General features: G+C 30.9%; 16 protein-coding genes. 8 read left to right on the forward strand and 8 right to left on the reverse strand.

What is annotated here, in order from left to right:
• Positions 1 to 4 precede the first annotated feature (4 nt).
• The 3 genes from C7448_RS11465 (at position 5) to C7448_RS11475 (ending at position 4,142) form a co-directional block, all read left to right on the forward strand.
• A complete protein-coding gene (locus C7448_RS11465; protein ID WP_115901523.1) occupies positions 5 to 1,198 on the forward strand; it encodes an efflux RND transporter periplasmic adaptor subunit in 1,194 nt (397 codons plus the stop codon).
• 93 nt (positions 1,199 to 1,291) lie between these two features.
• The gene (locus tag C7448_RS11470) at positions 1,292 to 3,277 is read left to right on the forward strand and encodes a heavy metal translocating P-type ATPase (RefSeq protein WP_115901524.1); all 1,986 of its coding nucleotides are present in this window, start codon (positions 1,292 to 1,294) and stop codon (positions 3,275 to 3,277) included.
• Between the two features lie 34 nt (positions 3,278 to 3,311).
• Positions 3,312 to 4,142: a prohibitin family protein gene (locus C7448_RS11475; RefSeq protein ID WP_115901525.1), complete on the forward strand. Its 831-nt coding sequence runs from the start codon at positions 3,312 to 3,314 to the stop codon at positions 4,140 to 4,142.
• Positions 4,143 to 4,565: 423 nt separating this feature from the next.
• On the opposite strand, the gene C7448_RS11480 is transcribed toward C7448_RS11475, so the two are convergent.
• Together C7448_RS11480 and C7448_RS11485 are read right to left on the reverse strand one after the other, a co-directional pair.
• Complete coding sequence (locus C7448_RS11480) at positions 4,566 to 6,359, reverse strand: DEAD/DEAH box helicase (RefSeq protein ID WP_115901526.1); 1,794 nt, start codon at positions 6,357 to 6,359, stop codon at positions 4,566 to 4,568.
• A gap of 126 nt (positions 6,360 to 6,485) precedes the next feature.
• A complete protein-coding gene (locus tag C7448_RS11485; RefSeq protein ID WP_115901527.1) occupies positions 6,486 to 7,841 on the reverse strand; it encodes a TlpA family protein disulfide reductase in 1,356 nt (451 codons plus the stop codon).
• Between the two features lie 177 nt (positions 7,842 to 8,018).
• Between C7448_RS11485 and C7448_RS11490 the strand changes: the two genes are divergently transcribed.
• Positions 8,019 to 9,641, forward strand: coding sequence for an ABC-F family ATP-binding cassette domain-containing protein (locus tag C7448_RS11490; RefSeq protein WP_115901528.1), 1,623 nt, complete (start codon positions 8,019 to 8,021; stop codon positions 9,639 to 9,641).
• Positions 9,642 to 9,694: 53 nt separating this feature from the next.
• Here C7448_RS11490 and C7448_RS11495 read toward each other — a convergent pair whose 3' ends face one another.
• A complete protein-coding gene (locus C7448_RS11495; protein WP_115901529.1) occupies positions 9,695 to 11,800 on the reverse strand; it encodes a hybrid sensor histidine kinase/response regulator transcription factor in 2,106 nt (701 codons plus the stop codon).
• Positions 11,801 to 12,062: 262 nt separating this feature from the next.
• Between C7448_RS11495 and C7448_RS11500 the strand changes: the two genes are divergently transcribed.
• Together C7448_RS11500 and C7448_RS11505 are read left to right on the forward strand one after the other, a co-directional pair.
• Entirely contained in the window at positions 12,063 to 14,876 is a 2,814-nt protein-coding gene (locus C7448_RS11500; protein WP_115901530.1) for a PKD domain-containing protein, read from the forward strand.
• Positions 14,877 to 15,156: 280 nt separating this feature from the next.
• Positions 15,157 to 15,996, forward strand: coding sequence for a hypothetical protein (locus C7448_RS11505; protein ID WP_115901531.1), 840 nt, complete (start codon positions 15,157 to 15,159; stop codon positions 15,994 to 15,996).
• A 56-nt stretch (positions 15,997 to 16,052) separates the two neighbouring features.
• Here the strand turns inward: C7448_RS11505 and C7448_RS11510 are convergent, their stop codons facing one another.
• The 4 genes from C7448_RS11510 to C7448_RS11525 form a co-directional block, all read right to left on the reverse strand.
• A complete protein-coding gene (locus C7448_RS11510; protein ID WP_115901532.1) occupies positions 16,053 to 16,331 on the reverse strand; it encodes an STAS domain-containing protein in 279 nt (92 codons plus the stop codon).
• 138 nt (positions 16,332 to 16,469) lie between these two features.
• Positions 16,470 to 17,024, reverse strand: a complete 555-nt coding sequence (locus C7448_RS11515) for an RsmD family RNA methyltransferase (RefSeq protein WP_115901533.1) — start codon at positions 17,022 to 17,024, stop codon at positions 16,470 to 16,472.
• On the reverse strand, positions 17,024 to 17,845 hold the full coding sequence (locus C7448_RS11520) for a DUF3822 family protein (RefSeq protein ID WP_245939476.1): 822 nt from the start codon (positions 17,843 to 17,845) through the stop codon (positions 17,024 to 17,026). Before C7448_RS11520 ends, C7448_RS11515 begins: the two co-directional genes overlap by 1 nt.
• On the reverse strand, positions 17,829 to 18,563 hold the full coding sequence (locus C7448_RS11525) for a hypothetical protein (RefSeq protein WP_115901535.1): 735 nt from the start codon (positions 18,561 to 18,563) through the stop codon (positions 17,829 to 17,831). Before C7448_RS11525 ends, C7448_RS11520 begins: the two co-directional genes overlap by 17 nt.
• 102 nt (positions 18,564 to 18,665) lie before the next feature.
• On the opposite strand from C7448_RS11525, the gene C7448_RS11530 reads away from it, so the two are divergent.
• Together C7448_RS11530 and C7448_RS11535 are read left to right on the forward strand one after the other, a co-directional pair.
• Positions 18,666 to 20,093 carry an ATP-dependent DNA helicase gene (locus C7448_RS11530; RefSeq protein ID WP_115901536.1) on the forward strand — a complete coding sequence of 476 codons (1,428 nt, stop codon included), beginning with the start codon at positions 18,666 to 18,668 and terminating at the stop codon, positions 20,091 to 20,093.
• A gap of 130 nt (positions 20,094 to 20,223) precedes the next feature.
• Positions 20,224 to 22,725 carry a PIG-L family deacetylase gene (locus C7448_RS11535; protein ID WP_115901537.1) on the forward strand — a complete coding sequence of 834 codons (2,502 nt, stop codon included), beginning with the start codon at positions 20,224 to 20,226 and terminating at the stop codon, positions 22,723 to 22,725.
• A 55-nt stretch (positions 22,726 to 22,780) separates the two neighbouring features.
• Here the strand turns inward: C7448_RS11535 and C7448_RS11540 are convergent, their stop codons facing one another.
• Positions 22,781 to 24,391 (reverse strand): class I SAM-dependent methyltransferase, encoded by a 1,611-nt coding sequence (locus C7448_RS11540; RefSeq protein WP_115901538.1) that lies wholly within the window; start codon positions 24,389 to 24,391, stop codon positions 22,781 to 22,783.
• Between the last annotated feature and the right edge of the window lie 49 nt (positions 24,392 to 24,440).

Raw genomic sequence — 24,440 nt, forward strand, 5'->3', positions numbered from 1 at the left:
AGACATGAAAAAATTAGTAATATTATTAGTAACAATTATTATTGTTGTTAGTTGTAACTCAAAAAAAGAAGATCACTCAGATCACGACCATGCTTCTGAAGAAAAAACAACTCAAAATGTAAAGAACGATGAAGAACATGATGAAAATGAAATTCATTTAACAGAGCAACAACTTGTTACAGCAAAAATTGAAACTTCTTTAATTGAAAAAAAGAAAATTAGAGAAAAAGTAGCTGTGACTGGTACTATAGAGGTGCCTCCACAAAGTAAAGCTACTATATACGCTCCTTTAGAGGCTTTTGTTTATAAAACAGATTTATTACCTGGAGATAAAGTAAAAAAAGGAGAAACAGTTGCAGTGTTACAACATCCTAATTTTATCGAATTACAATATGCGTATCTTGAAGCAATAAACAAGCTAAAAGTGGCTGAAGCAGATTATGAAAGAAAGAAAATGTTGTTAGAGAACGATATTACTTCAAAAAAATCATTTCAAATTGCTGAAGGAGGATATCAATCTTCTAAAAGTTTAGCCAATAGTTATGCTGCACAGTTAAAAATGGCAGGATTGTCATCTAATACAGTAGCAACAAAAGGCATTCAGCAATATGTATATGTTAAAGCACCTATTTCTGGTTATGTTGTAGAAAATAATTTGAACAAAGGAATGTTTTTAGCTGCTAATTCAGAAATGTTAGAAATAATAGATAACGATCATATGCACGCAGAGTTAAATGTTTTTGGTACAGACATAACAAAAATAAAGAAAGGAGATGAGTTTGAATTTCAACCTTCGGGAATAGATGTTGCATATGAAGGATATATAAAATTAATAAGCCAAAAAGTAGATGACCAAACGAAAACGGTAAATGTTCATGGACATTTTGAAGATGAACAAAACCGATTAAAAGCAGGTATGTTTATCAATGCTCAAATTTTATTAGGAGGAGATGAAGCATTTGCAGTACCTGAAGAAGCGGTGATAGAAAATGAAGGAGAAAACTTTATTTTTATAGAGAAAACAGCAGGAGAATTTATACCAGCAGAAGTAACAATTGGAGGTTCAGATGATGGGTATATTGAAATAAAAACAATTCAAGAAAATAATTACAATGTAAAAGTAGTAACCAAAGGGGCACATTTCTTAAAAGGAAAGCTATTACAAATGGCAGGCGGAATGGATGGTCATGCACATTAATAATAACATGGGATTATAAGCTCTATAATCCCATGTATTAAAGTAATTGCATCTTTTTAAAAGAAATAAAGTCTATTAACGAAACAATTTATAATGTCAAATCATACACATTCAGAAAACGAAGTCCATGAACACAAACATGGAGGTATTTTTGGAGAAAAAACTGAACTTTATTTTTCAATTTTAAGCGGACTATTTTTTTTCATAGGAATATTGCTTGAAAAATTAACCAACCTATCAAACACGTATCTACTTATAAGTTTTATAACAGCTTTTTTCTTTGGAGGGTACTTCACTACGATTGAAGCTGTTGAAAAAATTAAAAAAGGAGAGTTTGAAATTGATTTTTTAATGTTAGTCGCCGCTATTGGAGCAGCTTATATAGATAAATGGGAAGAAGGAGCTTTACTACTGTTTTTATTTAGTTTAGGGCATGCTTTAGAGCATTATGCAATGAATAAGGCAAAAAAATCAATAGAGTCTTTAGGAGAACTGTCTCCTAAAAAAGCACTTGTGAAACGAAATAATGTTATAGAAGAAGTTGCGGTTGAAGAATTAAAAATTAATGATATTATCATAATTAAGCCTAATACTAAAATAGCTGCAGATGGTGTTGTAATTAAAGGTAAATCAAGCATAAACCAAGCATCTATAACAGGAGAGAGTATGCCTGTTGATAAAGAAGCATATTTGAGCTTAGAAGAGTTACCAAAAGACTTTAATGAACTTGAAGAGAAGAATGTTGTTTACACAGGAACAATTAATGGTGACAATGCTATTGAGGTAAAAGTGTTAAAGCTAAGTAAAGATTCAACCATAGCACGATTAATTAAAATGGTAAGCGAGGTAGAAACAAAGAAATCTCCCACACAACTGCTTACTAAAAAGTTTGAAAAATGGTTTGTTCCTTTTGTAATCATTTTAGTTTTTGTCTTATGTTTTGCTTATTTGGTACTAGACGAGACTGTAAATGAAAGTTTATACAGAGCGATTACTGTATTAGTAGCAGCAAGTCCATGTGCATTAGCAATATCAACCCCTAGCGCAGTGTTAAGTGGTATTGCGAGAGCAGCTAACAAAGGAGTATTAATAAAAGGAGGACGTACTTTAGAAGATTTAGGAAGCTTAACTACAATAGCTTTTGATAAAACAGGTACACTTACCGAAGGAAAACCAAGATTAACAAATGCAATCGCCTTAAATAATTTTGAAGAAAAAGAGTTTTTAAAACTAGTAGTAGAAGTAGAGAGTTTAAGCAATCACCCATTAGCAAAGGCTATTTATAAAGACATTAAAGAACAATATACTATTCAACCTGCTAATGAAGCTTCCAATATCAGTGCTGTTCAGGGTAGAGGAGTTTCAGCAGATTATAAAAAGGTAAAAGTTTTTATAGGAAATGAAAAATTATTAGAAGAAAATCAAATAATTATTTCTCAAGAAGTAAAACAACAGGTGAAAAATTTGTTAGCTAAAGGTCATACTACTATGTTAGTAGCTTTTGATGATACACTAATTGGTTTGCTAAGTGTGATGGATGTTCCTAGAAAAACAGCAAAAGAGACGTTAACAAAATTAAAAAGCATAGGAATAAAAAAGATGATAATGCTTACTGGTGATCATCAAAATGTAGGAGATTCTATAGCTAAGCAAATAGGTTTAACAGAAGCAAAAGGAAATTTACTACCCGAAGATAAAGTTGCAGCTATTCAACAATTAAAAGAAACTGAAACTAGAATAGCTATGGTAGGTGATGGGGTAAATGATGCACCAGCAATGGCAAATAGCACAGTAGGCATAGCTATGGGAGCAGCAGGGAGTGATGTTGCATTAGAAACTGCAGATGTTGCATTACTTTCTGACAAAATTGAAAATTTACCATTTGTAATAGGGTTGAGTAGAAAATCAAAAAGTATTATTAAACAAAATTTATGGATAAGTTTAGGGGTAGTAGCTATTTTAATTCCAGCAACATTATTTGGATTTGCGTCTATAGGACCAGCAGTTTTAATGCATGAAGGTTCAACACTTATTGTAGTTTTAAATGCTCTCAGATTATTAAGGTACAATGAAAATTAATTCAGTATTTTTGAGAGTATAAAACATATATAAGATGGCAAGAAATCAAGTAGAGTTAAAATTTCCAAAGTTTGGATTGTTAATTCCAGTAGTAATAGCTTTAATAATTTTTATAGCAAAATCAACAGAAACAATTAAATCAGGACAAGCAGGAGTGCTGTATAAAACTTTTGATGGAGGGGTTGTAACTGATGAACCACCATTAGGTGAAGGTTTTCATGTAGTTGCACCTTGGAACAAGGTGCATATATATGAAGTAAGACAACAAGAACTTTTTGAAAAAATGAAGGTACTATCTTCTAACGGATTAGAAATTCAAATAGATGGATCTGCGTGGTATCAACCAGTTTATAACGATTTAGGTAAATTACACCAAGTATTAGGAGAAAATTACTTACAACGTGTAATTCAGCCTGCAATTCGTTCAGCGGCACGTAGTGTTGTAGGTCGTTATACGCCGGAGCAGTTATATTCAAGCAAGAGAGATGCGATACAAGATGAAATTTTTATTGAAACTAAAAAGATTTTAGAGTCTCAATACATTCAGTTGAATGAAATTCTTGTTAGAGATGTAACGCTACCTCCAACCATTAAAGAAGCAATTGAGCGTAAGTTAAAGCAAGAGCAAGAATCTTTAGAATATGAATTTAGGCTAGTAACAGCTCAAAAAGAAGCAGAAAAACAAATAATTGAAGCAAAAGGTAAAGCGGATGCAAACAAAATTTTAAGTGCATCGTTAACTGATAAGATTTTACAAGATAAAGGTATTGAAGCTACAAATAGATTAGCGAACTCTACTAACAGTAAAGTAGTTATTATTGGTTCAGGTAAAAGCGGAATGCCAATTATTTTAGGAAATCAATAAAATGATTTGTTGTTGTTTTAATAAAATATTATTACAAAAAATATAAATAACAGAAAGTTAAGTTGTTTAACTTGTTGTAAAACAGTTTTTAAACTTTCTTAAATATCTGTTAAATACATGAAAGGTATGTAACAACTCTGTGTTATCAACGTCATATAAGTGTACAAAAATTAATATAATACTTAAAAAATAATAATATGACAACAACAGATAATTTTAAAGAGGAGAAAAAAGCTAATCAAGTAGCAAGTGTTTATTCTAAAAGATATTCCTGGAACAGTAAAAGAAAATACGGCTATAAATATGTTACTTCTGTATTTTAGTTTTTAAAGAATTGTCTTAAGATAGCTTAATCATTAAGAAACCAAAAAAGCAGTGAAGTTAACTTCACTGCTTTTTTGGTTTTTATAATAAGTTTATAAATTAGTCTCTTCTACGTTTTCTACCAAAACCTGCTGCAGGTTTATTATCGCTTCTTCTAGAAGAGCTATTTTCACTACGTCTTCTGCCAAAACTTTTTTTACCATCAGTTGGTTTATCGCTTCTACGCTTTTTACCATTAAATCCTCCGCCGTTTCTACGTGGTTTTCTTCCACCGCCACCACTACGGTCGCTTTTAGTAATTTCAATATTTACTGATCGACCATTAAAATCTGCGTCATTAGAAGCAAAAGCATCTAACGTTTCTTTTTCGAAGTTTTTGTCAATTTCAAAGAAAGAAAATGTATCTAAAATATCAATAGCACCAATTTCAATCTTGTCGCCAATATTTTGATCATTAATTAAACCTATTAGCTTAGCAGGATTTAAACGATCTTTTCTTCCTAAGTTGATGAAGAAACGTGTCATATTCTCGCTAGAAGAACGACCTCTAGAACTATCTTTTGAAGATAAATTATTTAAATCAGGAGCATTTTCGTAGTACGATAAGAAAGTGTTGAACTCTAATGATACAAACTTTTGAATTAACTCTTCACGAGTTAAGTCTTCTAATTTTTCATAAATACCAGGTAAAAAACCTTCAATTTGATCCGTATTTACTTCGGTATTATGCACTTTATCAATTAAGTGAAATAATTGATTTTGACAAATTTCTTTACCAGAAGGAACAGGGGTATGAACAAATTGTTTTTTTATAATTCGTTCAATAGGACGTAACCTACCTTGTTCTTTCTTACTTACTAAAGCAATAGAAATTCCTTTATTACCAGCTCTACCAGTTCTTCCACTACGGTGATTGTAGTTTTCTATTTGATCTGGTAATTTATGGTTGATAACGTGTGTTAGGTTATTAACATCTAATCCACGAGCAGCAACATCGGTAGCTACTAATATTTGAATCGTCTTTTTACGAAACTTTTCCATTACTGAATCACGTTGAGCTTGTGATAAATCTCCGTGTAAAGCATCAGCATTGTAACCATCCCTTATTAGGTTGTTGGCTACTTCTTGGGTTTCTCTTCTAGTTCTACAAAATACAATTCCGTAGATATTTGGGTTTAAATCTGCTACCCTTTTTAGAGCAGGGTAACGTGTTCTTTCTGTTACTAAATAATACTCATGACTTACGTTGTCAGATCCTTGATTCTTTTGACCTGAAGTAACCTCTATAGGGTTTGTCATGTAGTTTTTAGCAATATTTTCTACTTCTCTAGGAAAAGTAGCAGAAAATAATAACGTTTGTTTAGTGTTTGGCGTAGCTTCTAAAACTTGATCTAACTCATCTTTAAAGCCCATGTTAAGCATCTCATCTGCTTCATCAAGTACTAACCATTTTACATTACCAAGCTTTAAAGCCCTTCTTTTAATTAAGTCTACGGTTCTACCAGGAGTACCTACAACTATTTGAACACCTTTCTTAAGTTTTCTTATTTGTTCTTCAATATTAGTCCCACCATAAACAGTGGCTACCTTTAAGTTAGGTAAGTATTTTGAAAAATCTTCAATGTTTTTTCCTATTTGAACAGCTAGCTCACGGGTAGGAGATAAGATGATTGCTTGCGTGTGTGTGCTTGTTTGATCAGCAAGCTCAATAATAGGCAAGCTAAAGGCTGCAGTTTTACCTGTACCTGTTTGTGCAAATGCTTTTAAATCATCCGTAGAAGAAATTATTTGAGGAATTGCTTTTTCTTGAATTACTGTTGGCTTTTCATAACCTAAATCGGTTAATGCCTTGTTGATAGGTTCTTGCAAACCTAAATCTAAAAATGTTGACATACTGTGTTTTTAGAGAACCCACAGATGCCCCTCCGCGAATTCTATAATTAATTATTAATTAAATCGTCTAATACGATTTTTTTTGGACGGTGCAAAAGTACACTAAATAAAATGAATAGAGGTTAACTATTTGATTTTTTGTAAATTACTGATTTCTAGGTTTATGTCTTTTGCAGATAAACTAGTATAACCGTTTTGAATAATTCCGTTTTTATCAACTAAAATCATACGAGGAAATTTACTAGAGGTAAAGTCACATACTGTACTTTCATTAGGTATGGTGTATTGATATTTTACATCTACATTTTTAGTAAATCTTTTTGAAGAATCACATAGGTTAACCAAAACAAAGTTAACATCAGGATTTTTCTTTACTAAATAGTTAAAACGAGAAGATACCCAGTCGTCTGAGGCATATTTATAATTTTTTAACAGTACAACTGTGTTTTTGTTTTTAGAAATACGATTAAAGTCCTTTAACTCACCATCGGCAGCTATTAGTTTAAAAGAAGGTAACTTTTCTCCTTTATTTAATATTTTTAAATCATTAATTAAACGTTGAACATTTTTTTTATGCTCATTATTGGTGTTTAATTTGAAGAAAGTAAAAAAAGCTTCACTCTTCATTTCGCTATTCGGTTCTTCGTAGAAGTTTCGAATAACTGCATTATACATCATTTTATTCTTAACAGCCTCAAGAGTTACATTTTCATTAATTGCGTGTAATAAGCTTTGCGTAAATTTTTCTGATTTTACTCCGTGGTTTTTTTGGTAAGCATCATTATTAATTTTTTCTATTATAAACCTATAATATGGTCCATAAAACATCAAAGAGTCTTTGTTTGTTGAAGCCTTTTCACGATAATTATAATAAGAACTACTAAAGTGTTGAACCCCTTTATTTAAGTTCTCAATGGCATACTGTTCTAACCTAGTGTATAACGGGAAATTTAAAGATATATCAAAAATATCCACAAAACCTGAAGCATCATTACTACGAGTTTTATAGTTTTTAAGAATAGTACTTTTAATAGACCTCATTGAGTCTATTTTTGTTAAAAACTCATTTTTTGGTAACGAAAGATATTTATATGTGTCTTTATTGTCTTGCTCATATTGTAAAAAAGACTCAATTAATAAGTTATTTCTTTCCGCATTAACACCACTAAAAACTAACGATTCATCAAAATCCCAAGTATTTAGCCTAATTAATAAACTATCAGAAGGTTGCATGTATACATATTGAAGCTCATTACCATGATGAAAAATGTATAAGCCTTCTTTAAAGTTCTCATAGCTTTCTAAAAATGTATTATTCTTACTAAGAGGAATAGTGTCATTAAAATCGTAATTGTCAGACAATATAACGAAGTCACATTTAGGATTGATAATTTTACCCCCAAAATAGGTAGGCTTATTTTTACTGGATTCGTTGCACCCAATAAATACAATTAATATGAGAGGTATAAAATACTTAATCATGATTCAAATTACCCTAAATACTAGAGTTCAAAAATAGATAACTCTTTATTATTAGGCTGTTAATTCGTTGTTAAAAAGAATTAAAACGAGCCAAAAGTAAGATGTTAAAAACTTCCATGCAAATTCTTTTATAGTCTTTAGTTTTTATACTTTTGCACGGAATTAAAAAAAATATACATGTTATCAGTTTCTAATTTATCAGTTCAGTTTGGAAAACGTGTTTTGTTTGATGAAGTAAATACGAAGTTTACGCAAGGAAATTGCTACGGAATTATCGGAGCTAATGGAGCTGGGAAATCTACATTTTTAAAGATTTTATCAGGAAAACAAGAACCTACTTCAGGCCAAGTTCATTTAGAACCAGGAAAAAGAATGTCTGTATTAACACAAGATCACTATGCTTTTGATGAGTATACTTCTTTAGAAGCTGTGTTAATGGGGAATAAAGAACTGCACAAAATAAAATCGGAAATAGATGCATTGTATGCTGATTATTCTGACGAAAATGCAGAAAAAATAGGAGAGCTACAAGTTCGTTTTGAAGAAATGGATGGTTGGAATGCTGATGCTTCTGCTGCAAGTTTATTATCTAACTTAGGAATTAAAGAAGAAGACCATTATACGCTATTAGCAGATTTAGATTCAAAGAAAAAAGTACGTGTGTTATTAGCACAGGCTTTGTTTGGAAACCCTGATGTGTTAATTATGGATGAGCCAACTAACGACTTAGATTTTGAAACAATTGCTTGGTTAGAAAATTTCTTAGCAAACTACGATAATACAGTAATTGTAGTATCTCACGATCGTCACTTTTTAGATGCTGTTTGTACACATATTTCAGATATTGATTTTGGAAAAATTAATAATTATTCAGGAAACTATACATTTTGGTATGAATCTTCTCAGTTAGCTGCTAAACAAAGAGCACAACAAAACAAAAAAGCAGAAGACAAAAAGAAAGAATTAGAAGAATTTATCCGTCGTTTTTCTGCAAACGTTGCAAAGTCAAAGCAGGCAACATCTCGTAAAAAAATGATAGAGAAGTTAAATGTAGATGAAATTAAGCCATCTTCACGTCGTTATCCTGCAATCATTTTTGATAGAGATAGAGAAGCTGGAGATCAAATTTTAAATATTGAGGGGCTTTCTAAAACAGATGTAGAAGGAGAATTATTATTTTCAAAAGTTGATATCAACTTAAATAGAGGAGATAAAGTAGCCATTATTTCTAAAAACTCAAAAGCTACCACAGCTTTTTATCAAGTAATTTCAGGAAATGAAGAGCCAGATGCAGGAAAATATAGTTGGGGGGTAACAACAACACAATCGTACTTACCTGCTGATAATTCATCGTTTTTCCAAAATGGAGAATTAAATTTAGTAGACTGGTTACGTCAATATGCACAAACAGAAGAAGAAAGAGAAGAAGTTTTCTTAAGAGGGTTCTTAGGAAAGATGATTTTTTCTGGTGAAGAAGCTTTAAAGAAAAGTAACGTATTGTCAGGAGGAGAGAAGGTACGTTGTATGTTATCTCGTATGATGATGACTAGGGCTAATATTTTAAAGCTAGATGAACCAACAAACCACTTAGATTTAGAGTCTATTCAAGCATTGAACAACTCTTTAATTAATTTTAAAGGAACGGTGTTGTTTACTACACATGACCACGAGTTTGCACAAACGGTTGCTAATAGAGTTATAGAAATTACCCCTAAAGGTATTATTGATAAATACTCAACATTTGATGAGTATTTAGATGACCCGAAAGTAAAAGAATTAAGAGAGAAAATGTATTCTTAGTTAAGATATTATATAAACAATAAAAAGGAGACCAATGGTCTCCTTTTTATTGTTTATAACACTTTTTTATTTTTGTTTAAAGGAAGAACCCCAAAACGTTGTTTATATATTTTAGAAAAGTGTGTTGTATGTAGGTAACCAACCTCTAAAGCCAATGTTTTTAATAATACAGTAGGGGTTTGTTCTACAATACTTCTAGCTTTTAGTAGCTTAATTTCTGTAATAAATTGGTTAGGAGTTAATCCAGTAGCAGCTTTTATTTTTCTATTTAAAGAACTTCTAGAGGTATTAAAATGTTGCGCAATATCTTCTTGTGTCATGTTAGGATTAGAACATTGTTTGTTAATGAATTCTTGTACTTTTTTAATCCATAAACTATTTTGACTTAATTCCTTCTTTTCAATAATATTTTCTTTAATAAAATTTGTTCGGTTTATACTATTATCTAAAGCATTTTGAATTCGAATAAGTAGTTCTTCTCTTTCAAAAGGTTTATTCAAATAATCATCTATACCTAATCGTAGAACTTTTAATTTACTTTTAGAGTCGGTACGAGCTGTAAGCATTAAAATGGGAATATTTATCTTCTTTTCTTTGATATTTTCGATTAAGGTTAAGCCATTCATTACTGGCATCATATAATCGGTAACTACAAAGTCAATTTTTTCTTTAGAAAGAATATTTAAGGCTTCTTTTCCGTTTTCAGCTTCAAAACAGGTATACTTATTTAAAATACTCTTTAGGTAAGCACGCATTTCAAAGTTGTCATCAACAATAAGAACCTTATAATGTCCGGAACTAAGTTGTTTTGTATTATAATTACTAAATTGAGAAAATTCTTTGTAAACACTAACTTCTGACTTTGTTTTTTTATTACTCTTTAACGTCTCTGGTAAGGTAATAGTAAAATTACTTCCTTTATGTAGTTCACTTTCTACAGTTAAACTTCCTTTGTGTAGCTCAATAATTTCCTTGCTAAAAGCTAGGCCTACACCGCTACCTCCAGCTTTATTAATGTCATTTTTTACTTGATAAAAACGGTTATAGATTAGTTCAATGTCTTTTTTAGCAATGCCTATACCTGAGTCTTTAATAGATATAGTGACTTGTCCATTTAGTTTACTTAAAAAAATAGTAATGCTTCCTTTTTTAGGAGTGTATTTAATGGCATTAATAATAATGTTGTTTAAGGCTCTTTCTAAAAAAATAGTATCAGATAATACCCAGTATTCTTCTTTTTCTTCTTTAACGGTAAATACAATATCTTTTTGATTACATAAAGGTTCAAAAGAAGTATAAAGTCTATCAATTAAATTATTTATTAGGTAGGGTGTAGGATGAATTTTAAAATTAGCATCCTTCATTTTTGCTAAATCAAGCACATCATCAACTATGGTTTTAATTTTATTAACTTGCTTATTTAGTCGATTTTTAATAACAAAACTTTGTTTTTCGTAAGGGGTATTTTCAAAAACATCTAATTGATCGATTTCTCCCTTAATTAAAGTAAGAGGTGTTCTAATTTCATGAGAAATATTGATAAAGAATTGAGACTGAAATTCATTTAATTCTTCCAGTTGTTTTCGTTGGTTTTCAAGGATTTCTTCACTTTTTATATTCGCTTTTTTAAAGTACTGTACTAAGAAAAAGAAAATAATAAATTGAATTAAGATAAGTATTGGTGAACCAAAGGTGCCTTCTGGGTAGATAGGGAAAACATGTATTGGAATAACAAAAAGTAAGTAAGAAATAATAAAAACACTATAAAGTAAGTACTTATTATTCGTGAAAAGTAATAGGAATACTGGTACAACAATGTAAAAATATTCGATATAACCACCTCTTTCAGCAAAATTACAAAACATAAAGTTACTGTATAGAATTAATGAGAAAAACAAGATTCTAGCAGATAAAAACTTACGTTTATATTGTAAAAATAAAGTGATTAATAACCCTATAATACTACCAGAGTGTATAAAAACTTGTAAAGAAGGGTCCTTTTTACTTAAGTAGTCCTCAGTAATTAAAACAAGTTCTATTAAAAACCAATTTGAAATAAAAATATTGAGTAAACGAACCCTTTTGATTTCTAATTTAGAAAGTTCATCTGTTATTCCAATATTAATTAAATCACTATATAGTTTAGCTATTTTCCCCATTTGAATAATTAAAATTCAAATATATTAATCTATCTATAAACAAAATCTTTTTTATGGTTTGTTACTAGTGTTTTAGGATGCTTGACACAAAAGTGAGTGTAATTGAAGCAATATTGACTTATAGAACATTTATGTTTGTAATTAGATTATAGACAGATATTAAGTCGTTTCTTTTTTTTGAATCATAACTCAAACTTTCATTATCGTTTTATTATAAGAGTTTTTAACAGAAACTAAGGAGAGGATATTATAAAATTAACTCATGAAATTACTATACATACTTTTATTATTTAGTTATTTAGGTTTAGCCAAGTCTCTAAAAGAGGAAAGAAGCACCTCAAATAGTAAACTTACTAAATTTATAAAAGCAAATAAAAAAACAACATTTTTAAAGCATAATTTTTTAAATGAAACTAGAAGTAAGAAAAAAAGAACTTATTTTATTCCTCCAGTAGCGAACTTTACAATTTCAGGAGGATATTGTATTGGCAACGTAGTGACATTTACAGATAATTCATCTTCATCGAATGGAGATATTGTGAGCTGGGAATGGGATTTTGGTGATGGGACCACTTCTACAGAAGAAAACCCAACTCATAGTTATTCTGGCGTAGGTAATTTTACAATATCACTAAAAGTAACAGATATTATTGGAGAAACAAGTTCAATAACTAAATCCTTCAATGTAAAAACACCAAAAGCTAGATTTATATCGAATCCCACAAAAGGACAGACAATACCGCATACTGTATTTTTTACGGACCAATCAACGTTACCAGATAAATGGTCTTGGAATTTTGGAGACGGAAAGACATCAACAGCCCAAAACCCAATACATGCTTATACAGCAGTAGGTGATTATACTGTAAATCTTACAGTAATAGATACTATCACTGGTTGTAGAGATACGACGACAGATTTAGTTAAAATTGTAATTCCAAAAGCTAAAATAGGAGGCTCAAAAGTTTTTGGTTGTGGGCCTTTTACTGTAAACTTTACAGATGCATCAATAGTTGATGGTAATGATACTATAGATACTTGGTTATGGGATTTTGGAGATGGTACCACATCAACAGCTCAAAACCCCACACATACTTATGAAACAGTGGGCATATATGATGTAAAACTAACCATTACCACAGCCATTACAGATTTTTCGAGAACTAAAACGGAAACAAGTTTTGTGCAAGTAATAGGTCCAAATGTTGATTTTTCAACAACTGACGCTACTACAGGTTGTAAACCTTTAACCGTTAACTTTAAAGATGAAACTACTTTTTATGGCCCGCCAAACTCTTGGTTATGGGACTTTGGAGATGGTAATACCTCTAACTTACAAAATCCAACACACACCTATAGAACAACAGGTATTTTCGATGTCAGCTTAACAGTTTCAGATATTGATGGTTGTACCAAAACCCAAATCAAAACAGCTTTCATAAATACAGAGGAAACAGTTTTACCTACAGTGCAGACTAAAGATGTTATTGTACAACTTGATGCTTCTGGGAATGCTATCATAACAAGTTCAGATATTGATAATGGTTCGACCGACAACTGCAATATTACTTCTATGAGTTTAAATAAAACAACTTTTGATTGCGATAATATAGGAGCTAATACGGTAATACTTACTGTTGAAGATGTTAACGGAAATAGAGCATCGAAATTAGCAACAGTAACGATAGAAGATAATATACCACCTATAGTAGTTTGTCAGGATATAACTATTGAATTAGATGCTACAGGGGTAGCAACTATAACAACTGCAGAGATTGATAATGGAAGTACTGATGCCTGTGGAATATCCTCATTGAGTTTAGACAAAACAACTTTTGATTGTACTGATATTGGAGTAAATACTGTAAACTTATCTGTTGAAGATACAAACGGAAATATAAATACTTGTACAGCAACGGTAACGGTAGAAGATATTGTACCACCAACAGTAGTTTGTCAAGATATAACGGTTCAATTAGATGCTACAGGGGTAGCAACTATAACAACAGCAGATATTGATAACGGAAGTGTTGATGCCTGTGGAATAGCTTTATTGAGTTTAGATAAAACAACTTTTGATTGTACTGATATTGGAGTAAATACTGTAAACTTATCTGTTGAAGATATTAATGGAAACACCAGTACTTGTAATGCTACAGTAAAGGTGGAGGATGTTACACCACCTACAACTATTTGTCAAAATATTACCGTTCAGTTAAATGAAGCTGGACTTGTGACTATAACAACTGCTGATATGGACAACGGAACTACTGATACTTGCGGAATAGCTTCAATGAATTTAAGTCAAACGAACTTTAACATTTCTGATGTAGGAATAAACACAGTAAATCTAATTGTAACCGACACAAGTGGAAACACAAATACTTGTACAGCAACTGTAGTGGTAGAAGATGTAACTCCCCCTATGGCTATTACAAGAGATATTGAAACAGTATTAGATGCTAATGGAAATGCAGTAATCACTCCAGAAGATTTAAATAATGGTTCTTATGATGCATCAGGTATAGCAAGTATTAGTTTAAATCAAACAAATTTTGAATGTCCAAATTTAACAGATTATACTGTATTGTTAACTGTAACCGATCAAAATGGCTTGTCAAGTTCTGCAGAAGCAATCGTTACGTTTGTGTCAGATGATTTAGATAATGATTTTATAGCGGACGTATGTGATGATGATATAGATGGTGATGGAGTATTAAATATAAATGATAACTGCCCAACAACATCAAACTCAGATCAAAAAGACTTGGATAATAATGGAGTAGGAGATGTATGTGATACATCTAATTTATTAGTGTCTAATGGGTTTTCTCCTAATGGAGATGGAGTAAATGATGAATTCGTTGTACAAGGTTTACATAATTACCCAAACAATAGATTAGAAGTATATAATCGATGGGGAAACAGAGTATACCTTTCTTATAATTATCAAAATAATTGGAATGGGGTAGGTAATGAACAAAGAAGGAGTTTACCAGCAGGAGTATATTTTTATGCGCTTACAGTAGAGGGAAATTCTCGAAATTTAAAAGGTTGGGTCTACATCATTTATTAGTTACTATTTAAGAAATTAGAATAAACTTTTCCTCGTCCTAAAAAACCGTTACAGTTTTAAAAACAAAATATCAGATAAGACTATAGTTTTATCTGATATTTTGTTTTTAAAGTGTTTGTTTTTAGGTTTTTAATCTATTTGAAATAATTGTGATTATGGTTGACACAATATTGATTGAGATATTATTAATATTTGCTAAGTAAGGTTTTATTAATACTTTTTTGATAACCCCTTATGTAAAAATTAATCGATTAACATATAACTTAAAAAAAAGAAAATAATGAGATTTAAAAATGTATTAACAGGAGCAGAAATTAGAGTAGGTTTTTATAAGATGACAGATGGAAAACCATATTTAGGAACACTACCAGGAATGGAGGTAGATATAAAGGTTGGAGAAACAAAAGAGCTTAGAGATGATTCTTACCCGAAAGTAAAAGTTAGGGTTTGGAAAAAAGAAGGAATAGGGCTTCCAATAATTATTGAACCAGGTACTATTTACAATATGACGGATGATTTTTATGTGAATTGGAATAGTAAGAAAAACCACTTTTTAGAAAAGGCAGAATTAAAACCAACACCAGAAAAAATAGAAGAAGAAAATGTAAAAGTATATCATTTTTTTGATTTGAGGAATTTTAATGAAAATGTTAAAAGAACTATAAAAACTACATTTCAAACAGCATTTTCACAATCATCTTCTTTTTCAAAATCACATAGCGAGAGTTCAGAGTTTAGTATTAATGGAAAAATTGGAGGATGGATAGGCGGAAAAGAAGATTCAGCAGGAGGAAGTGCTGAAATTTCTGCAGGATTTAAATCGAAGGTTGAAGATTCATTTACACAAAAGTATGAAAGCTCAATAACGAGAACTTGGGGTCAATCTGTTGAAGATGAGTATAATTTAAAGCCAGGAAAAATCTATGTATTAACGAGTGTTTGGAATATTAAATATGCGACAGGAACAATAGAATACTTTGGAGAAAAAACTACCTACAAAATTCTTGACTCTTCTGAAAGTAAGTTAACAGAACCAGTAGCTTACGATGATGTATCTCAAATGGATAATAAAACAAGAAAAATGTATGAAGAGCAATTGAAGCTTAATACCGTTTTATAATGTATTTACTACTTTAAAAATAAAAAACAGCCGCAATATTAATTGCGGCTGTTTTGTTATGCCACATCTCTATAATATAATTCATCTATAATATCTTTTGAACCCTTGCCACAAAAAAGTAAATTCTTTTCTTTTTTTATTGAAAATTGATACGCTTCGACTATTGAGTTAACTCCAAGAGTATCAATATTGGTAATATTACCTATATCAACAATAATGTTTTTATATTTTTTTATAAAAGAATAAATCATTATTTCAAAAATCTTCACATTAGAAATGGTTAAATCACCTGATATTTTTAAATAGTTATCAGAACTTTTAATTTTGAACTCCATAATACATAGTTTTAAATTTATAAGATAAAACTACAGGATGTTTTGAGTGTGGGTTATAGTAATTCGTTAAAAGCCAGGTTTTTGTTGTCAGTTGGTTAATTTAGAAAGATGAATAAATAGGTGGGAGGGTAGATTGAATTATTCTTCATCACTTTCCGTAATTTCAAAAAAGCTAAAAACATTACCTCCGTAACGTTTCTCATAGCTATAAAAAGGATGTTTAGATAAATCTGTGTGTTTAGAATGCTCAATTATTAAAAGACCATCATCATTTAATAAATCACGATCAAAAATTATATCAGCAATTTTTAAAAATTGACTTTCTTCAAAGTCATAAGGAGGGTCTGCGAAAATAACATCTGTTTTAAGAGGTGTTTTTTCTAAAAACTTATATACATCACTCTTATAACTATTAATGTCCATACCTAAGTCTTTAGTTGTTTGATTGATAAATTTTATACAGGCATAATGAGCATCTACAGCATAAATGCTTTGTGCGCCCCGTGAGGCAAATTCGTAGCTAATATTACCTGTTCCAGAAAATAAATCAAGTACTGAAATATTTTCAAAGTAGTAAAAGTTGTTTAAAATATTAAATAAAGACTCCTTTGCCATATCAGTTGTAGGGCGAACAGGCAAATTTTTAGGAGCTGTAATTCTTTTACTTTTATATTTTCCAGAAATAATTCGCATTAGGATATAAGTATAAAGTTAGAGTGGTTTGAAAAGTCGTCACTATCTGCAAAAAAACTATTCACAGGGTTCATAAAATGAATATTTCGAACGTATGTATAAGTAATAGAGTAAATATCTGAACCTTTTTCAATCTCACCAATAAAGGTTAATTGAAAGGAGTTAGGATCCATTTGCAGCTGTTCAGCAGTAAAAAGAATATAGTAGATAAAATCTTCTTTTGTGTTGTAAGAAAACGAGTTGTAAAACAACAATTTTCCTTCTTTACAAACTACAACATCTAAATGAGAAGAAGAAACATGGACAAAAAACTGCTGCTCAGAATCATTTTCAGAATAGGTAAGTAGTTTATCTATTAAAACTGTTGAATGGTGTTTGTATTCAAATTCCCCAAAGTTTTGAAAAAGGTAGTTGTTAATATTCACATAAGGTATGTAAACTGTGTTAGCAGCTATTACAGTATGTAAATCATAGGTAATAAAATCCGTTTTTAATGTTTTAACATCATACTTTAAATATGGAGCTAAATTGTTTCTATCAAAGAGCTTGTTAGGAACCAACGTAGCTAAATTGTTTTGATGGACAGCAAAAACAGTTGTAAAGTCTTGTTGTAAATCTTTGTCAGTGTCAAAAATACGGATGATTTTCTCTAGTAAAAGTTCTGGAGAAGCAGTAGAGCTAGAGAAAGTATACTTAGTAAAAAGAAGAAGCTCTTTTGTTTCTGAGTTTGAGATACAAAAAGAAAATCCATCCAAACTAAATTGGATGGATAGACTTTTATGTTGCGCAAAAGCGCTGTTTTTTTTACTCTTTTTTTGCAATTGCTTCAGCTTTATCATAATAAGGAGGCCAGTTACCACCTACAGTTACTTCAGTTAAAGAACCAACAGAAACAAACTCGCCTTTAATTTGGTCTGTTTCAATAGCTTCTAATTCTTGCTTTATTAAAGAAGGATTCATTCCTACTAAAATAGGCTTTTTAGAAACTTTAGCTTCAAAAACAGGAACTTCTAATCCTGCAACTTTTTCAACTCTACCTGTAGCTAATTCAAATTGCTCTTTTGTACCAGGTACCTCAAACATTTTTGCATATTCTTTACCTTCAAAATATTTTAAAACAGGCTCGTATCCTACAGTATCAATAACTTTAACAGATATATCTTTAGTAATACCTCCACCCAATTCAACTGTTTTTTCAACGTTTTTAGTTTCAGTAATAGCTAATTGACCATTTTGAATAAAGGTAAGTAAAGTATCTTTATTGTTAGTATATGTTCCGTAAACTTCTTTATATTTTACTTCAGCATCTCGAATTAATTTTAAATTCTTAATAACTTTAGCATAACGTACTCTCTTGTCTTTGTTAAAATTAATAGGTTCCATAACACCATTATAAATTTTATATACTAAAAAGACAGTTGCTCCTAATAATAATAATGAAACTAACCATCTCATTTTTAGAGGAACAAACTTAACAACAAGTAATGCTAAAAGAACTGCAACTACAACAGCTGCTAAAATCATTAATAATAAATTCATTTTTTTAATTTTTAATGTATGATATTCGCAAATCTACAATTTTTTTTCAATGATGAAAATAATTATTTATAAATAGGCCTATCTTTGAATATTATTTGAAATATGATACAAACTGCTCCGAAATTTTATAAAGAAATACTACAAAAATTCCCGTATGCGCCTACACAGAAGCAAAATGAGCTATTAGATGTCTTAACTGATTTTATTTTTTCTGATGATAATCGTGCTTTATTTTTACTAAAAGGATACGCAGGAACAGGTAAAACAACGATAATAAGTACTGTTGTACATAATTTATGGAAGATAGGTCAAAAAGCAGTTTTACTAGCGCCTACAGGGCGTGCAGCGAAAGTAATTTCAGGATATTCCAATCGACAAGCATTTACGATTCATAAAAAAATATATTTTCCTAAAAAACAAAGTAGTGGGGCTGTAAACTTTGTAATGCAGCCTAATAAGCATACCGACACGCTTTTTATAGTGGATGAAGCTTCTATGATTTCTGACGAAAAACAGAATGCGAAATTGTTTGAAAATGGGTCATTACTTGATGATTTAATCTCGTATGTGTACTCTGGAAAAAATTGTAAAATTATTTTTATAGGTGATACAGCGCAGTTACCACCTGTAAAATTAACGATGAGTCCAGCTTTAGAAGCAGATAAATTATCTTTTGAGTTTAATAAAGAAGTTACTGAAATTGAGTTGGATGAAGTGGTTCGACAAGAAGAAGGTTCAGGTATTTTATCAAATGCAACTGATTTACGTTTATTAATTCAGAATGATTCGACACATTTTCAATTTGATGTGAATTATCCTGATATTATTCGCTTACAAGATGGGTATGATATTCAAGATGCTATAACAACTGCATACGATGGAGAGATAGGAGTAGAAGATACAGCTATTATAGTTCGTTCAAACAAACGAGCAAATCAGTACAATCAACAGATTAGAACTAAAATCCGCGGACAAGAAAATGAAATTTCTACAGGAGACTATGTAATGGTAGTAAAAAACAACTACTATTGGTTAAAAGACTCCTCTTCGGCAGGTTTTATTGCCAACGGAGATATTTGTGAGGTAATGCGTATCAATTCAATTAAAGAATTATACGGATTTAAGTTTGCTGAAGTAGAGGTTCGTATGATTGATTATCCTGATATGAAGCCTTTTGAAACGGTTTTGTTGTTAGATACATTAACAAGTGAAAGTCCGTCATTAACCTATGAAGAGTCGAATCGTTTATATGAAGCTGTAAAAGAAGATTTTGCTCATGAAAAATCGAAGTACAAGCAATTTATGGGGGTAAAAAAGAATAAGTATTTCAATGCGCTTCAGGTAAAATTCTCGTATGCAATGACCTGTCATAAATCACAAGGAGGGCAGTGGAAAACAATTTTTATAGAACAACCGTATTTACCAGATGGAGCATCGGTAGAATATTTACGTTGGTTATATACAGCTGTTACCCGTGCTCAAGAAAAATTATATTTGATAGGTTTTAAGGATGAGTATTTTTTAGATTAAAAAAAATTTAGTTCTTTCCTACAAAAGAAAAGTAGCTTTATTCTTTATAGCAGAAATGTTAGCATTTTGTTAATGTACCTTATACTTTAGTTAAAAAAGTTACATTTGTGTATTACTCAAACTATTAAAAATGCACAAAAAAGTACTTTTATTGCTATCTTTTTTATTGATTTCATTAACAATAAACGCACAAGAACCACAAAAACTTACTTCAAACCAAATTTATGAGAAAGTTCAAAAATTAAACTTTTTGGGTTCTGCATTATACATTGCAGCACATCCTGATGATGAAAATACACGCTTAATAGCGTATTTATCAAATCATGAAAAAGCAAGAACAGGATATTTGTCGTTAACACGTGGCGATGGAGGTCAAAACTTAATAGGACCTGAAATGCGTGAACTATTAGGAGTAATTCGTACTCAGGAATTGTTAGCAGCAAGAGGAGTAGATGGAGGAGAGCAACGTTTTTCTAGAGCAAATGATTTTGGGTATTCAAAACATCCAGATGAGACTTTAAAAATATGGAATAAAGATAAAGTATTGGCCGATGTAGTTTGGGCAATTCGTACTTTTAAACCAGATGTAGTCATCAATCGATTTAATCATAGAACTCCAGGAACAACTCACGGACACCACACTTCTTCGGCTATGTTAAGTGTTGAAGCTTTTGATTTAGCGAATAATAAAACAAAGTATCCAGAGCAATTAAAATATACAGATACTTGGAAACCAAATAGGTTGTTTTTTAATACTTCTTGGTGGTTTTATGGTAGCCAAGAAAAATTTGCCAAAGCAGATAAAAGTAAGATGTTAAGTTTTGATATTGGGACGTATTATCCTTTAAAAGGATTGTCGAATAACGAATTGGCATCAATGGCAAGTAGTCAGCATTTATGCCAAGGATTCGGAAGACTTACCACAAGAGGAACCCAAACAGAATATGTAGAATTTTTAAAAGGAGATTTTCCTAAAGACAAGAAAGATATTTTTTCAGGAATTAACACCACATGGAATAGAGTAGAAGGAGGTGGAGAGATAGGTGATATTTTATATGAAGTAGAACAAAACTTCGATTTTGTAAACCCATCAACACATCTTCCTGCCTTATTACAAGCTTATCAAAAAGTTCAAAAATTAAAAGATGAGCACTGGAAGAAGATTAAAACTAAAGAATTAAAAGAAATTATAGAGGCTTGTGCAGGTTTATATTTAGAAGCTTCTGCAGAAAGTTCTAGTGCAGCACCAAATAGTACAATTAATATCGATTTTGAAGTATTGAATAGAAGTGGAGTTTCAATGGAGTTATCTTCGATAAAAGTACTTCCAGAAAATAAAAAAATAAAGAAAGACTTAGATTTAGCGAATAACAAGAAGAAAACGTTTACAGAAACTATTTTGATACCTGAAGTCGTATATTCATCACCATATTGGTTACAAAAACCTTGGGATTTGGGAATGTACACGGTAGAAAACCAGGAATTAAGAGGGAAACCAGAAACTCCGAGGCCAATTCAAGTACAATTCAATTTAATGATTGAAAATCAATCTATTTCTTTTGTAAAACCTGTAGTGTATCGCTATTCAAAAAGAGATAAAGGTGAAATTTATGAACCTTTTGAAGTGTTACCAAAAGTAACCACAAAATTATTGAATAAAGTGCTGATTTTTTCTTCAGAAAGTCCTCAAAAAGTTACTGTTGAAGTTCGTTCTGGAGCAAAAAACACAAATGGCACAGTTGCGTTAAAAGCTCCAAAAGGATGGAGTGTTATGCCAAGTGAAGCGAAATTTTCTATAGCTCAAAAAGGCGATATTCAACTGATTGATTTTATGGTTACTCCAACACAAAAAGAATCAGAGGGAGTATTAAAAGCTACAGCAAAGGTTGAAGGAAAAAATTATGATAAAGAATTGATAGAAATTAATTATAGCCATATTCCTAAGCAATCAGTACTACTAACATCGCAAGCAAAAGTTGTACGCTTAAATATTCAAAAGAATGGTACTAGAATAGGATATATACAAGGTTCTGGAGATGCAATTCCTGAAAGTTTGCAGCAAATAGGTTATGAAGTAACAGAATTGAATGTAAATACTATTAATGGTAATTTAGAAGAGTTTGATGCGGTTGTTGTAGGTATTAGAGCGTATAACATCATAAAAGAACTACAGTTTAAGCAAAAATACTTGTTAGAGTATGTGAAAAATGGAGGAAACGTAATTGTACAATACAATACCAATAGAGGAGTAGATGTACAAGCTCCGTACAATTTACAATTATCTCGTGATAGAGTTACCAATGAAAATGCTAAGGTAATACTATTGGCAAAGGAACATTCTATATTAAACTACCCAAATAAAATAACTGAAGCTGATTTTGAAGGATGGGTACAAGAGCGCGGATTGTATTTTCCAAATAAATGGAGTGCAGAATACACACCTATTTTATCAATGCATGACAAAGGGGAGTCAGCTAAAAAAGGAAGTTTGTTAGTTGCTAAGTATGGAAAAGGAAATTATATTTATACAGGATTAAGTTTCTTTAGAGAGTTACCTGCTGGTGTTCCAGGAGCATATAAGTTGTTTGCTAATTTACTGTCAGTTAAAGAAAATACTATAAGTGAGAATTAAAATAGTTTAAATTCAATAAAAATTAAAGAAAAGCAAGGTTTTAAACCTTGCTTTTTTACTTAAAAAGATTAATAGAAACTGTAGCTAATTCCGAATTTGGAAATTTCTTAAACGTGTTTTTATCAGGAGTTAACCCAATAGCTTCCATCGTATTCATATATTCATCGAGTTCTATGATGTACTGATCAGAATACCCATGAGTAGCATCATAAGCAGTAGCAGCTGTTTTTCCTAAGTTTTTAGCAACTGATTCTGGTTTTGAGGTATGTAGCTCAATTAATAACAGCCCAAATTTACTGATATAGGGTTTCCATTTGTTGAAATGTTGTTTTAATGATTCTACTACAAGATTATTGTTTAAACGTTTTCCTCTGTAAACATAAGCTCCAGTTGAATTGGTAATAGTTAAATCATCGTTAGGAGCAGGCTCTTGCCAAATTCTGTTATGATCTAAAAAGGTACGGACATTCAATAAGTCAGAAAGATTAATGCTATATTTATCTTGTAAATCTTCTGATAACGCTTTAGGGTTCCCAATATCTCCCCAAATCACTTTCGCCCAAATATCGGCTTGGACTAGGTTTTTACGAGTTATTTTTAACGCTGCTTCGTTATAATCGACACCAATAAGTAAGAGCGGATGATCTTCTAACATAGCGCCTCTTTTAGTTTGATGTTCAATTACGTTAAATAAATGTTTTAAAAAAGCACCATTACCACAACCAACATCTAAAATTCCTTTAGGTTGCTCATTAATAGGTTTGTTAAACAGGTTGATGATAATTTCGTCAATTACTTTAAAATATGTAGAATGTGCGCCGCCACTTCCCCAAACATTCATTTCTCTATCTACATGAATTTCATCATTTCCTATCTCAGAAGTTCTAAAAATATCAGGATTTCCAAAAATAAGCTTGTCTAGCTTTCTAAGAGTAGGGATATACGATACTGTTACTCCGTAAGCACTGGCTCTACGAGCAAAAAATAAACCTTCATGGGTAAATTCATACGAATCCTTTGTTTTAGTAAACCACCCCAAATTAGTTAATAAATCTAATAATCGTCCGAAATTATCAGCATCTTTATGGAATTCATCTGCACTAAACTTGGTTTGCATAAAATATTTATGAAACATACCACTCATTCCTAATAATACAGTTGTTGGACCTACAATAATTCCCTCTATATGTGTAAGGATTTGTGTTAGAATTTCTTTTTCCTTAGAAGTTGAAGGAAGTGTAATTCCGAAGTTGTTTGTAAAGTTTTTATAGAGGTTTTCTAATTTTTCAAAAGGTTCAATTTCAAATTTTCTAGCACTATAACTTTCAGAAAACCGTAATAAAGAAAAAGCGTCTTTATACAAATGAAAATAGGAAAAAGCAATGGTTGAAGCTTCGTTAATTTTAAACAGAACCGTATTTTGAGTATTATCAACAAATTGGGTTAACCACCCTTGTGAACACAGTGTTCTTAAAGCGACGTTTAAGTAACCATCATTAGCATTAAAGTGATTGGTAATCTCAGTTAAACTAACTGATTTTTTCTCTAGTAAATACTCTGTAATTCCTTTCTCATGTAAGGTGTAGGCTGCAGGACAAGTTACAATTCCGTCTAGATGACGAAATAACCTACTTCTTAATGCAGATTTTTCTTGTTTTGTTAACATATAGGGTGATTATTTGTCTTAAATATAGTTATTTAAGTTTAAAAGTATT

Source organism: Tenacibaculum gallaicum, assembly GCF_003387615.1.
GTDB classification, from domain to species: domain Bacteria; phylum Bacteroidota; class Bacteroidia; order Flavobacteriales; family Flavobacteriaceae; genus Polaribacter; species Polaribacter gallaicus.

Excerpts from the sequence above, each read along its gene's own strand:
- C7448_RS11465 (WP_115901523.1), top strand. The coding sequence starts at position 5 with ATGAAAAAATTAGTAATATTATTAGTAACAATTATTATTGTTGTTAGT.
- C7448_RS11470 (WP_115901524.1), top strand. The coding sequence starts at position 1,292 with ATGTCAAATCATACACATTCAGAAAACGAAGTCCATGAACACAAACAT.
- C7448_RS11475 (WP_115901525.1), top strand. The coding sequence starts at position 3,312 with ATGGCAAGAAATCAAGTAGAGTTAAAATTTCCAAAGTTTGGATTGTTA.
- C7448_RS11480 (WP_115901526.1), bottom strand. The coding sequence starts at position 6,359 with ATGTCAACATTTTTAGATTTAGGTTTGCAAGAACCTATCAACAAGGCA.
- C7448_RS11485 (WP_115901527.1), bottom strand. The coding sequence starts at position 7,841 with ATGATTAAGTATTTTATACCTCTCATATTAATTGTATTTATTGGGTGC.
- C7448_RS11490 (WP_115901528.1), top strand. The coding sequence starts at position 8,019 with ATGTTATCAGTTTCTAATTTATCAGTTCAGTTTGGAAAACGTGTTTTG.
- C7448_RS11495 (WP_115901529.1), bottom strand. The coding sequence starts at position 11,800 with ATGGGGAAAATAGCTAAACTATATAGTGATTTAATTAATATTGGAATA.
- C7448_RS11500 (WP_115901530.1), top strand. The coding sequence starts at position 12,063 with ATGAAATTACTATACATACTTTTATTATTTAGTTATTTAGGTTTAGCC.
- C7448_RS11505 (WP_115901531.1), top strand. The coding sequence starts at position 15,157 with ATGAGATTTAAAAATGTATTAACAGGAGCAGAAATTAGAGTAGGTTTT.
- C7448_RS11510 (WP_115901532.1), bottom strand. The coding sequence starts at position 16,331 with ATGGAGTTCAAAATTAAAAGTTCTGATAACTATTTAAAAATATCAGGT.
- C7448_RS11515 (WP_115901533.1), bottom strand. The coding sequence starts at position 17,024 with ATGCGAATTATTTCTGGAAAATATAAAAGTAAAAGAATTACAGCTCCT.
- C7448_RS11525 (WP_115901535.1), bottom strand. The coding sequence starts at position 18,563 with ATGAATTTATTATTAATGATTTTAGCAGCTGTTGTAGTTGCAGTTCTT.
- C7448_RS11530 (WP_115901536.1), top strand. The coding sequence starts at position 18,666 with ATGATACAAACTGCTCCGAAATTTTATAAAGAAATACTACAAAAATTC.
- C7448_RS11535 (WP_115901537.1), top strand. The coding sequence starts at position 20,224 with ATGCACAAAAAAGTACTTTTATTGCTATCTTTTTTATTGATTTCATTA.
- C7448_RS11540 (WP_115901538.1), bottom strand. The coding sequence starts at position 24,391 with ATGTTAACAAAACAAGAAAAATCTGCATTAAGAAGTAGGTTATTTCGT.